The organism is Synechococcus sp. H55.10 (genome assembly GCF_047502715.1).
Classification (GTDB): Bacteria; Cyanobacteriota; Cyanobacteriia; order Thermostichales; family Thermostichaceae; genus Thermostichus.
In genome coordinates, this window is sequence record NZ_JANSJJ010000066.1 from 37119 (window position 1) to 47586 (window position 10468).

The following is a 10468-nucleotide window of genomic DNA, read 5'->3' on the forward strand; positions in this document are numbered from 1 at the left end:
GAACATTAACGATTCTAGTGCTGCAGCAGAAGTCTGTCTTCTCCCCATCGCAAGGGGTGCCGGCAATAGGGGGCAGGAGAAGAGGAAAGACTTGGCTATCTTGGAAGGGCCACTTGAGGGATCCCGAAGCAACCTAGCCCATGACCTGGCCACTGCTTGCCGTCCAAAAGCTCTTCATCTACCTGCTGGTGGGGATCGCCTTTGCCGCCCTTTGTCTGGGAGATCAGGCCCTGTCGCCGGCGGTTATCGCCCTCTGCTTGGCAGCGGGGGCTGCCAGTTGGTTTTGGGAGCCGCCCCGCATTAGCTTTGCCCGCTATGCGCCCCTGTGGATGCCCCTGACGGTGAGCGTGCTGGTCAGCCTGGCGGCCCTGGTGCTTGCGGGCGTGCTGCCGCTTTCGGATGGGGCCATAGGCCTGGTGCTCTACCTTACGGGGGCCAAGTTGTTTCAGCGGGAGCGGGCAGCCGACCACATTCAGTTGGCGGTGTTGTCTTTGCTTCTGATGGCCATTGCCACCCTCTTTAACGAGGACATCAGCTTTGGGTTTTTATTCCTGCTGTATGTGGGGGTGGGGCTGGTTAACCTCACCCTCTATCACCTGCGCCTGCAGGCGGAGCAGCACCCCCAGGCGGCTAGCCAAGTCCGCGGGATCGACCTCAACTTTCTGGGGTTGCTTGGATCCCTGGCTTTGCTGGCAACCCTTCTCGCGGTGGTTTTGTTTTTCCTCTTTCCGCGCCTTAGCTTGGGGCTCCTAGGCCGGCAGGCCCGCTCGCCGGTGATGACCACTGGCTTTGCCGAGGAAGTCAGCCTGGGGGAGTTCGGCACCCTCAAGACCGACAGCACTGTTGTTATGCGGGTGGAGTTCCCGGCGGGGGTGCCGCCTCAGGTGGAGTCCCTCTACTGGCGGGGGATCAGCTTTGATCGCTACGACGGGCGGGCTTGGTCGCGGACGCTGAACCGCGCGATCCCGATTTTCCCCACTGCAGCAGGGGTCTTTGCCCTCTCGGCTTCCCCCTTGATCCCCACTGCTAGCGACCTCCAGTTCCTCCCCCTGGAGCAGCTTATCTACCTAGAGCCGCTGGCCACCAACACCGTCTTTGGGGTGGCGCCGCTGCTGGAGGTGGAGTGGTTGGATCGGGGGGGGGCGATGACCCCTCAGCAGGCATGGCAACGGCAAACTCGCCGCCTGCTCCTGCACGAGAGCGGGGATGTGAGCCATTCCCTGCCCCCCCGGCTGCCCTATCTCTACCGCGCCGTGAGCTGGATCCCCCGCGATCTGGGGCCCCGCCTGCGCCAGCTCGGCCAGGCGGAGTTGCTAAGTGCTCTTGACTCAGCCCAGCAGGCAGCCTACCTGCAGCTGCCGGCAGATCTGGATCCGCGCATTCCCGCCTTGGCAGAGGAGATCACCGCCGGGATCCCCGATGTCTTTGGCAAGGCGACAGCTCTGCAGAACTACCTGCTGGAGAACTACGCCTACACCACGGATCTGCCGGATCCCGGGGCCGAACCGCCTTTGGAGGCCTTTTTGTTTACCCACCGCCGCGGCCACTGCGAATACTTTGCCACCGCCCTGACGGTGCTGGCCCGCAGCCTTGGCATCCCGGCCCGCGTGGTCAATGGTTTTTTGGGCGGGCGCTGGGTGGCGCAGGAAAAGTACCTGGCGGTGCGCAACGCCGATGCCCATTCTTGGACGGAGATCCCCTTTGGCCCCTATGGATGGATCCTCTTCGACGCCACGCCGCCAGAGGCCAATGTTAGCCAGCGGCAAAGCTGGTGGGATCCCTTGCAGGATTTTTACGACAGCCTGCGCTTCCGTTGGTTTAAGTACGTCATCCAGTACGACCTATCCACCCAGCGGCAGATCTGGCGGCAGATTCAGGAGATCGCCAGTGCAGTAGCGGTCTCTTCCGATCGAGAGGATGTTGCCGCCGCCTTCCGTCGCGGTCTGGTGGGCTGGGGGCAAAGGCTGCAACAGAACAGCCTGCCGCTGCTGGGGGTGATTTTGATCACCGGCTTCACGGCCTACTGGGGCCGCCGCCGCCGCTACCAGGCTTTGCACTGGCGGGATGGGGGATGGATCCTCTTGGCCACACTTGGCAATGGAGTGGTGATGGGATCCCTGTGGCAGCCGCCCCCAGAATGGCCCACCTGGATGATCGGGATCCTGCTGCCAAGTCTGGCCTTTGCCGGCATGCGCTGGATCCCGACGGCCCTGCCCAAATCGCAGCGGCGCCGCCAGGCAATCTCCAGACTTTACCTCCAACTGCGGGAGCTGGCGACGGCAGTGGGGATCCCAGCCCACCTGGGGCCGGAAGCCTGCCTAGAACACTTGCGCCACTCCGATTTGCCCCAGGCCGAGCTGGCCATCCAGTTCCTGCAGCGCTACCTGGAGGTGCGCTTTGGCGGGATCCCGCTGGCAGCCGGGGAACTGCAGCGTTGGCAACAATGCCTCAGACAGCTTAGGCAGGCCTGGCAGACCCAAAATTCCTCCCTTGCCCCCAAAAGAGCCGCTTGACCGGAAGACGGCTATGTCCTGGCGCAAGTCTCCCAAGAGCTCTACGAGAAGCCTTGACATTATGAAGGGGTTAAGAGATAGTTAACTCTAGGTATAGACCCTGCCATAGACTGGGGCGGCAGGCCATCGCTACAAGTGAGCTCTGCCCTCAGGTTTAGCCTAGCCCTTGCTAAGTGCTCCAAGGCTGTGTTACTTTTCTTGACGTTCAGCCTTGAACAAGCAAGGGCAGGTTTACTATGCGTAACTATTCTCTGAGGGCAGCTTTGGCCGCAACGCTGTGCTTGCTGTCCTCTTCCCTTTTTTCTAGCCTGGCCCAGGCGGCGCCAAAGCCGACCGGCAACGGGGCGATCTTTTTCCACCCCGATGGCACTTCGGCCTCCCACTGGGACATCACCCGCATTCTCCACTACGGCCCGGATGGCTTCTTGAACTGGGATCGCCTGCCTGTCATCACCACCTATCGTGGCCATCACCTTGACCTGTTGGGTGGAACCTCCAACGGCGGGGCGGTGACGCATGCCACAGGCACTCGCGTGCATGGCGCGACTTTTGGCTTGGATCCCGACGGCAAAGAGTATCCCTCGGCCAACGGCACCCTGAACACAATTATGGAAGATGCCATTGAGGCAGGCCTGGGCACGGCTCTGGTGCAGTCGGGATCCATCATCGAGCCGGGGACGGCTGCTTTTGTGGCTGAAGCTCCCAAGCGCAGCGACTACGAGGAGATTGCCCTGGAAGTGGTGGAGTCGGGGGTAGACATCATCCTGGGGGCCGGTGAGGAATGGCTGTTGCCGGAAGGCGTCCAGGGGCGCTTTGGCCAAGGGAAGCGCAAGGATGGCCGCAACCTCATCGAGGAAGCCAAGAAAAAAGGGTATGCCGTCGTCTATACCCGCGACGAGCTGCTGAAGCTGCCGGCGGATGCCGCCAAGGTTTTGGGGGTGTTCAACGTAGAGGACACCTTCTACGACAAACCTGAAGAAGAGCTGCGCAAAGAAAACTTGCCCAACTACATCGCCAGCGCACCCACCATTGCCGAGATGACGCAGTTTGCCCTAGAGCGGATCTCCCGCAATCCCAAGGGCTTCTTCGCCGTCATTGAGGAAGAGGGCACCGACAACATGTGCAACAACCTCAATGCTTCCGGCTGCCTGGAGGCCATGAAGCGGGCTGACGATGCCATCGGGGTAATTCTTAACTTCATCGAGAAGAATCCCAAAACCTTCATGATCACCACCAGCGACAGCAACGCCGGCGGGATGCAGTTGGTGGATGTGGAGTCTGCCGATGAGCCGCTGCCCCCCACTGACCCCGAAGAAAGCGGCGCCCCTATCGATGGCGTCGAGGGCACGGGTACGAAGCCATTTGTTTCAGCACCCGACAAGAACGGCAACCGCCGCCCCTTTGCGGTGGCGTGGGCCACTGGAGACGACGCCGGCAGTGGAGTTATCGCCCGCGCGGCGGGTCTGAACGCCCAAGAGCTGGTGCCCACCACCGGGATCCTGAACACCGACATCTACCGCATTCTCTACACAGTTCTCTTCGGGGAGCGCATCCCCAGCGAGCTGAAGCCGTAGTCTCAGGCAACCCGGCATTGGCTCCGAACTTCTGAAGACCGAGGGGATCCAGGCGATCCCCTTTTCATTTCCATAAGTCATTAACGCAACGCTGTCGCGAACGCGCTGCTCTAACTCCCCTCTCCCTGAGGGAGAGGGGTTGGGGGTGAGGGAGTCCCTCAGGGAGAGGGGTTGGGGGTGAGGGAAGTCCTTGCCACGTCTTGTCCAGAGCTAGGAAAGAGTGGATAGTCTGCCCTGGGCCGGCTGAGAACGCCTCTGCTGCACCGCCTGGTAGCGCCGCTTGAACTCCTGCTGCTGCACCTTGTGATCCACGATGGGATCCGGGTAGCCGCAGCGCCGCCGCTCCTGTAGGGCCCAGGATCCCTTGGGATCCTCCCCCACCCACAGCAAAGCCGGGGTATCTAGCCCCGCCAGCTCCGGCAGGTAGCGACGGATGTACTCCCCTTCCGGGTCGTAGCGGGCCGCCTGGGTGGCCGGGTTGAAGATGCGCAGCGGCCTGGGATCCGTGCCCACACCGGCGCTCCACTGCCAGCCGCCGTTGTTGGCGGCCAGATCCCCGTCCACCAGCTTCTGCATAAAGTAGCGCTCTCCCCAGCGCCAGTCGATGAGCAGATCTTTAGTTAAAAAGCTGGCCACGATCATGCGGCAGCGGTTGTGCATCCAGCCGGTCTCGTTGAGCTGGCGCATGGCCGCATCCACGATGGGGTAACCCGTCTCTCCGGCGCACCAGGCCTGAAACCAGTCCTGCCGGTTGCCCCACTCCAGCGCATCAAAAGCTCGTCGGTAGGCGCCGCTCTCCACGTGGGGCCAGTGGGCCAGGACATGCTTGTAAAACTCGCGCCAGCACAGCTCCTGCCGCCAAGTTTGCAGGCTGCTTTCGGCTTCTTCACTGCGCACCTCTGCTTCCACCTCCCGCGTGGCCTGCCACACCTGACGAATGCCGATGGTTCCCCAGCACAGGTGGGGACTGAGGAGAGAGGTACCCTGTTCAGCCGGAAAATTGCGGGCCTGCTCGTAGTCCAAAATGCGCAGGCCCTGACAAAAATCCTCCAGCAGCGCTTGAGCTGCCCTCTCGCCTGCCGCCGGGATCCGCTGCTCGCAGACAAAGCCCAGATCCGCCAAGCTGGGCAGAGGTTGAGCTTTCAGGCTTGGCAGCGGCTGGAGCTCCTTGGGAGTGGGGAAGGGATCCGGCTTAGGCAAGCTGGACCAGCGTCGCCAGAAAGGGGTAAAAACCGAGTAGGGCTCCCCCGCCTGGGTCACCACTTCCCCCGGACCGTGCAGCAGCATATCTTGGTAAGAAAAAGACAGGATCCCGGCTTCCGTCAAGCTGGCCCGCACCTGACTCTCCTGCTGCCGGGCCAAGGGATCCAGATCCTCGTTCCAAAACACGGCCTGCGCCCCCAGCTCGGTGGCCAACTGCCGCAGCTCCACCGCCGGATCCCCCCGCCGCCAGAGGAGCGGGATCCCCATCTGGGCGTAGCGCTCCTGCAGCTCCTGCAATGCCTGGAGGAGAAACGCCACCCTGGCCGGGGCCATATCCGCCCGCTGCAAAACCTGCGGGTCGAAAACGAAAACCGGCACCACCTGCGGGCTGCGCTGCGCCGCCGCGTGTAGGGCTGTGTTGTCTGCTAGCCGCAGATCGCGACGGTGCCAAATCAAAACCGGGGAAGTCATAGGCTACTGAGGGACGGGATCCCATCTTGGCCGGTTCCCACCACCCCTTTCAACTCATTCCCCCCTCCCGGACAGCCAGGAGCTAGACTATGAAGAACCTTAAAGGGCTCTGTCAAAGCTCTGGACGGTCGAGCAGCCGGCTGGGACAATAGCGGCAGCGTTCATCTGGCTTTTGTTGGCCATCGCTGTACCCCATTGCATAAGCTGTATCCCCCAACATCACCACCAATTGAGTTAGCTTCAGGGAGAGCAAGGGGTCAAGCGGCTCTGTGACATTCAGCATAAACTGCTCAATGGAGCGCCGCAGGGCCTCTGGCGTCTTGATCATCACGTCTCCATCCATCCATCGATGGCTTTAGGTATTCATACTCAAGGCAAGGTGGACATGGATTCAAGATAAAGGTAGAAGAGAGAGATGCTCGTAGCATCGGCTACTGTTCTGGGGATCGAGCCGACGAGGACTCTGCTCCACACCGGCCAGAGCCGGTTTGCGGATGAGCGGTAACCTAGGTATCCAAAAATGGCGACAGCGCGACGGGTGGCACGGGTAGCCGAGCTGATCAAACGGGAGGTCAGCCAAATCCTGCTCTCGGAGATCAAAGATGACCGCGTGGGGGCGGGCATGGTCAGCATTGTGGATGTCGAGGTTTCCAATGACTTGCAAAATGCCCGCATCTTCGTCAGCATCTATGGCGATGAAGCGGCCCAGCAGCAGACCATGGAGGGGCTGGCCTCTGCCACTCCCTTCGTGCGGCGGGAAATTGGCCAGCGCCTCGGCCTGCGACGGGTGCCGACGGTGGTGTTTTTGCAGGATCGCTCTTTGGAGCGGGGATCCCGGGTTCTGACCCTGCTCAACCAACTGAGACCGCCTGCCGAGGCTCAACAACAGGAGGAGCCCGGGGTTGAGGAAACGATGGAGGACACCGCCGGGGGTGAAGAAGACAATTGAGCAAACAACAATGGCTGCCCACTTTCGTGCCACCTTGGGGGATCTGCGCTAAAGCTCAGCCTGCTGTGCACAAGAGAGCAAAGAATCTACCCTGATGGCCAACGGCTTCGCGGCGACGCGGACAATGTCAAAGCCAGGTTTTCTCACCGAGAAGTTTTTGGATTTGTTAGGCTGAAGAAACTACACAGCCCTTCCCGTGGTTACCTGAACAGGATCAATGCCTGCGGCACGCCTAAACGACCACCAGAGCGCTCTATCCCAACTGGGAGTCGCAATAGTGCCGCCCACTGATAACGCGAAGGCATCAGCGTCGCTGTAGCGAACCTGCGAAAGGGCTGTAAAGTTTCTGTCCATGCCTTTTCTGCCTTTTCATGGATGTTCAAAGCCCACTGCAACCGGATCCCGCCCTGGCAGGTGCCACCCCTCTCCAAGCTCTGCAGGCTCTGAACCAGAGTGTTGCCGAAGCTTTGGTTTCCTGCTTGAAAGGGCAACCCCAACAAGCCACTCAGCACCTTTTACTGGCTCTGCCGCAGTTAATGGCTGCTCTGGGGGCTTTGAGGCAAAAATCTTCCGTTGGCGTCAGCGGGCCGGAGGCCTTGGCTGAGTCTACAGGCCGCGTTTCAGAAATCAACCCCAAGCGCATCATTCACATCGAGGGCAACCGTGTGGAAGTGTGGGTAGATAACCAGATTCGCAGCAGTTGGAGCATCTGGTCGGTGGGAGATCTCAAGGAAGTCTGCCGGCTGGCAGAAGAATTTGATTGTGGCCTCAGCTATTCTTTAGGAGATAGCTCAGGGTCGAAGTCGGCAATGCTGCTGTTGCCCCCCAATGCCGTCGATTTGCCCGACCGGCTCTCCAATCCCGAAGACTCCGCTGCCTAGCACCCTCAGCTTCGGTTGCTGCTTTTGCCGTTCAATCCCCATGGCAAAACCCCAACGGCTCCAGAAGCTTTTGGCTCAGCAGGGCTTGGCCTCTCGTCGCCAGGTGGAAGCCTGGATCCTGGCGGGTCGCATTCGGGTGAATGGGAAAGTGGTCACCGAGCTGGGCTTTAAGGCTGATCCGGAACAGGATTGCGTCGAGGTGGATGGGCGGCCAATCTCTTGCAGGGATCCGGCCCGCCACGTTTTGCTTCTGCACAAGCCGCTGGGGGTCTTGTCCACCTGTAAGGATCCCTGGGGACGCAAGACAGTGCTGGATCTGCTTCCCCCACCCTGGAACCGACAGATCCGCCTCTATCCCGTGGGCCGACTGGATGTCGATAGCAGTGGCGCTTTGCTGCTCACCAACGATGGTGACCTGACACTGAAGCTAACCCATCCGCGCTACCATCTGCCCAAAACCTATCGAGTCCAGGTACAGGGACATCCGAGCCAGGCCACCCTGCAACAGTGGCGAGACGGAGTAGACTTAGGGGGGTACACCACTCTGCCGGCGGAAGTGGAGTTTTGTTCTGCCCCCGATTCCGGGCAGAGAAAGCATCCCGATTCCTCCTGGCTGAGGATAGTTTTGTTTGAGGGACGCAACCGACAAATTCGGCGGGTGGCAGAGCAGCTTGGGCATCCGGTGCTGGCCTTGCATCGGGAAGCCATCGGCCCAGTACGTCTGGGCAATCTGAGGGCAGGCCAGTTCCGCCAGTTGGATCCCCAAGAGGTTCAGGCCTTGCTGGCCCCGTTTGCCGCCGCCGACAGCTCAGCTCTGCCCAAGATCGCCTCTTTTTTCTCTTCCCGTCCTTCTTCATAATGTTGGGTACGGGGAGAAAAGGACAGAACGGCTTGCGGCTGTATCTTCTTGTCTGCTGACAATTTGGGGCTGCTTGTAAACCAGCTTCCTCTCTTCCACAGGTGACCAAACGATGCAAGAGTCAGCACACTCTAAGGACTCCGTCCCGCTAACGCGATTGGAAGCCCTGGGATCCCTGCTGCGGCAAACACGGGAGGCACGGGGCCTGACGTTAAGCGAAGTAGCCAACGATACCTTTATTCGCTCCCAGTATCTACAGGCGCTGGAGGAAGCCGATTTGAGCCGGTTGCCGGAGCCGGTCTATGTGCAAGGGTTTCTCAAGCACTATGCCAACTATTTGGGGTTGGATGGCGAAGCCCTGTCTCGGCAGGCTCTTCCACTTCTATCGGCCAAAACGCCCCCTAGATCTGCTCCCCTTCTGGCTGCTGGTGGGCAGACCGCCTTTGCCCTGCGCCCTCTCCACCTTTGGGTCGCCTATGTGGTGCTGGTCGTGCTGGCAGTGGGGGGATTATCGGCTCTTTTGGAAGGCACAGGCAATCCCTTTGGGCGTTGGCTGGTGAGCCTGCCGAGGATTGGCCGAGAGGGATCCGGCCAGCAACCCCCTGCTGCCAACTCTCCGGATCGCACCCTGCCGGCAGCTCAGCCTACGGCCCGCCAACTGTTTCCCACCCTTGACCAATGGACGCGCATTCAAGGCGTTTTTCCCGAGATATTGGAAGCCTACTCAGGGGGAGTGGGGCGCAAGCCGGTGCGTCTGGACATCCGCGTTGTCGAGCGCCCCTCCTGGTTGCGGGTCATTGCCGATGGGCAAACGGTTTTCGAGGCTACCCTACAGCCAGGGGCCGAGTTGAATTGGGAAGCGGAGCAATCGATTGTTTTGCGTACCGGCAATGCGGGCGGTGTGTTGGTGACCTTTAACGACCGGGAGCTTGGGGTGATGGGCCGGTTTGGAGAAGTGAAAGAACTGATGTTTGAGCCGGGGTTGGATATTCAGTCCCTGCGCTAGGGATCCGGCCTATCATGTGTCAGTGGCCACCCGGAAGCGATCTCCCACCCTTGGGAGCGGAGCTGCTGCAACAGGTGCCGGACTTTGTCGATGTCTTTATCGCCTGGCCGGCGTTCCACACCGCTGGAGAGATCGATGCCGTTGGGCTGAAGGTGGCTGAGGGCCTGCCGCACATTGTCCGGTTTCAACCCACCGGCCAGCAGCCAAGGCAAGGGCAGGGATCGGTGGGCCAGTTCCGGCCAATTGAGGGTTTGCCCCGTTCCACCCGCCTGTTGGGGGTGATAGGCATCCAAGAGCAGCCCCTCTACACAGTCTCGGTAGAGATTGGCCCCTTCCAGATCCGCCGGGTGGCGAATGCGCAAGGCCTTGATGCGGCGGATCCCGGGCAGCCATTCCCCCAACTGCCGACAATCCTGGGGGGATTCCTGGCCGTGCAACTGGATGGCCGTGAGGCCCACCGCTTCCACCCAGGCGGCGATGACGCGGGGATCCTGATCCAGAAAGACCCCCACTTTTTCCACAGGGCCGGGCAGAGATCCCACCCAGCGGGCCATTTCCGGTAGGGGCAAATAGCGAGGCGTATTGGGCACAGCAATAAACCCAAGAGCGCTCACCCCCAACGCGGCAATGGCCTCCGCCTGATCCTGACGGGTGATCCCGCAGATTTTGACAAACAACCGGCCCATTGGGATCCCTTCCGACAATCAACCTACCCCAGTCACTTCAAATCCAATAGCAACGAAACGGTTCGTTATGCCGTTATTGCTACGCAACGCTGTCGCAAACGCACCCCTCCAACTCCCCTCTCCCTCAGGGAGAGGGGCTGGGGGTGAGGGATCCTCCCTCAGGGAGAGGGGCTGGGGGTGAGGGAGTCCCTCAGGAAGAGGGGCTGGGGGTGAGGGCAGCACCTACTTTTGGTCGGGGCGCATTTGCAAAGGATCCGGCTGTCCTGGATGAAGCGTGTTGATCCGGCGCACCATTTGCCACAGCCGTCCAAAGTTACGCTGGTTAA

9 protein-coding genes and 1 pseudogene are annotated in these 10468 nt (G+C 60.8%); 7 read left to right on the forward strand and 3 right to left on the reverse strand.

The annotated features are described in order from the left end of the window. Window positions 1-140: 140 nt before the first annotated feature. Together NW858_RS05250 and NW858_RS05255 are read left to right on the forward strand one after the other, a co-directional pair. Entirely contained in the window at window positions 141-2513 is a 2373-nt protein-coding gene (locus tag NW858_RS05250; RefSeq protein WP_414520056.1) for a DUF3488 and DUF4129 domain-containing transglutaminase family protein, read from the forward strand. A gap of 236 nt (window positions 2514-2749) precedes the next feature. Then, window positions 2750-4087 (forward strand): alkaline phosphatase, encoded by a 1338-nt coding sequence (locus tag NW858_RS05255; RefSeq protein ID WP_414334852.1) that lies wholly within the window; start codon window positions 2750-2752, stop codon window positions 4085-4087. Window positions 4088-4297: 210 nt separating this feature from the next. On the opposite strand, the gene NW858_RS05260 is transcribed toward NW858_RS05255, so the two are convergent. Both NW858_RS05260 and NW858_RS05265 read right to left on the reverse strand, forming a co-directional pair. Then, window positions 4298-5761 (reverse strand): cryptochrome/photolyase family protein, encoded by a 1464-nt coding sequence (locus NW858_RS05260; RefSeq protein ID WP_414520057.1) that lies wholly within the window; start codon window positions 5759-5761, stop codon window positions 4298-4300. A gap of 112 nt (window positions 5762-5873) precedes the next feature. Further along, window positions 5874-6089 carry a hypothetical protein gene (locus tag NW858_RS05265; RefSeq protein ID WP_414347243.1) on the reverse strand — a complete coding sequence of 72 codons (216 nt, stop codon included), beginning with the start codon at window positions 6087-6089 and terminating at the stop codon, window positions 5874-5876. 192 nt (window positions 6090-6281) lie between these two features. On the opposite strand from NW858_RS05265, the gene rbfA reads away from it, so the two are divergent. The 5 genes and pseudogenes from rbfA (at window position 6282) to NW858_RS05290 (ending at window position 9456) form a co-directional block, all read left to right on the forward strand. Then, on the forward strand, window positions 6282-6710 hold the full coding sequence (gene rbfA, locus NW858_RS05270) for a 30S ribosome-binding factor RbfA (protein WP_414334855.1): 429 nt from the start codon (window positions 6282-6284) through the stop codon (window positions 6708-6710). 371 nt (window positions 6711-7081) lie between these two features. Next, window positions 7082-7591 carry a hypothetical protein gene (locus NW858_RS05275; RefSeq protein ID WP_414334856.1) on the forward strand — a complete coding sequence of 170 codons (510 nt, stop codon included), beginning with the start codon at window positions 7082-7084 and terminating at the stop codon, window positions 7589-7591. Window positions 7592-7631: 40 nt separating this feature from the next. Next, window positions 7632-8450 (forward strand): pseudouridine synthase, encoded by an 819-nt coding sequence (locus NW858_RS05280; protein ID WP_414427062.1) that lies wholly within the window; start codon window positions 7632-7634, stop codon window positions 8448-8450. Window positions 8451-8562: 112 nt separating this feature from the next. Further along, a pseudogene (locus tag NW858_RS05285) lies at window positions 8563-8796 on the forward strand (helix-turn-helix domain-containing protein); the annotation flags it as partial. Next, window positions 8794-9456: a DUF4115 domain-containing protein gene (locus tag NW858_RS05290; protein WP_414520059.1), complete on the forward strand. Its 663-nt coding sequence runs from the start codon at window positions 8794-8796 to the stop codon at window positions 9454-9456. The pseudogene NW858_RS05285 and the gene NW858_RS05290, both read left to right, overlap by 3 nt. Here NW858_RS05290 and NW858_RS05295 read toward each other — a convergent pair. After that, a complete protein-coding gene (locus NW858_RS05295) occupies window positions 9453-10142 on the reverse strand; it encodes a phosphoribosylanthranilate isomerase (RefSeq protein ID WP_414520058.1) in 690 nt (229 codons plus the stop codon). The genes NW858_RS05290 and NW858_RS05295 overlap by 4 nt on opposite strands. Window positions 10143-10468: the final 326 nt, after the last annotated feature.

Bases quoted from the DNA above. Each gene is read 5' to 3' on its own strand.
- NW858_RS05250 (WP_414520056.1), top strand. From the start codon at position 141: ATGACCTGGCCACTGCTTGCCGTCCAAAAGCTCTTCATCTACCTGCTG.
- NW858_RS05255 (WP_414334852.1), top strand. From the start codon at position 2,750: ATGCGTAACTATTCTCTGAGGGCAGCTTTGGCCGCAACGCTGTGCTTG.
- NW858_RS05260 (WP_414520057.1), bottom strand. From the start codon at position 5,761: ATGACTTCCCCGGTTTTGATTTGGCACCGTCGCGATCTGCGGCTAGCA.
- NW858_RS05265 (WP_414347243.1), bottom strand. From the start codon at position 6,089: ATGATCAAGACGCCAGAGGCCCTGCGGCGCTCCATTGAGCAGTTTATG.
- rbfA (WP_414334855.1), top strand. From the start codon at position 6,282: ATGGCGACAGCGCGACGGGTGGCACGGGTAGCCGAGCTGATCAAACGG.
- NW858_RS05275 (WP_414334856.1), top strand. From the start codon at position 7,082: ATGGATGTTCAAAGCCCACTGCAACCGGATCCCGCCCTGGCAGGTGCC.
- NW858_RS05280 (WP_414427062.1), top strand. From the start codon at position 7,632: ATGGCAAAACCCCAACGGCTCCAGAAGCTTTTGGCTCAGCAGGGCTTG.
- NW858_RS05295 (WP_414520058.1), bottom strand. From the start codon at position 10,142: ATGGGCCGGTTGTTTGTCAAAATCTGCGGGATCACCCGTCAGGATCAG.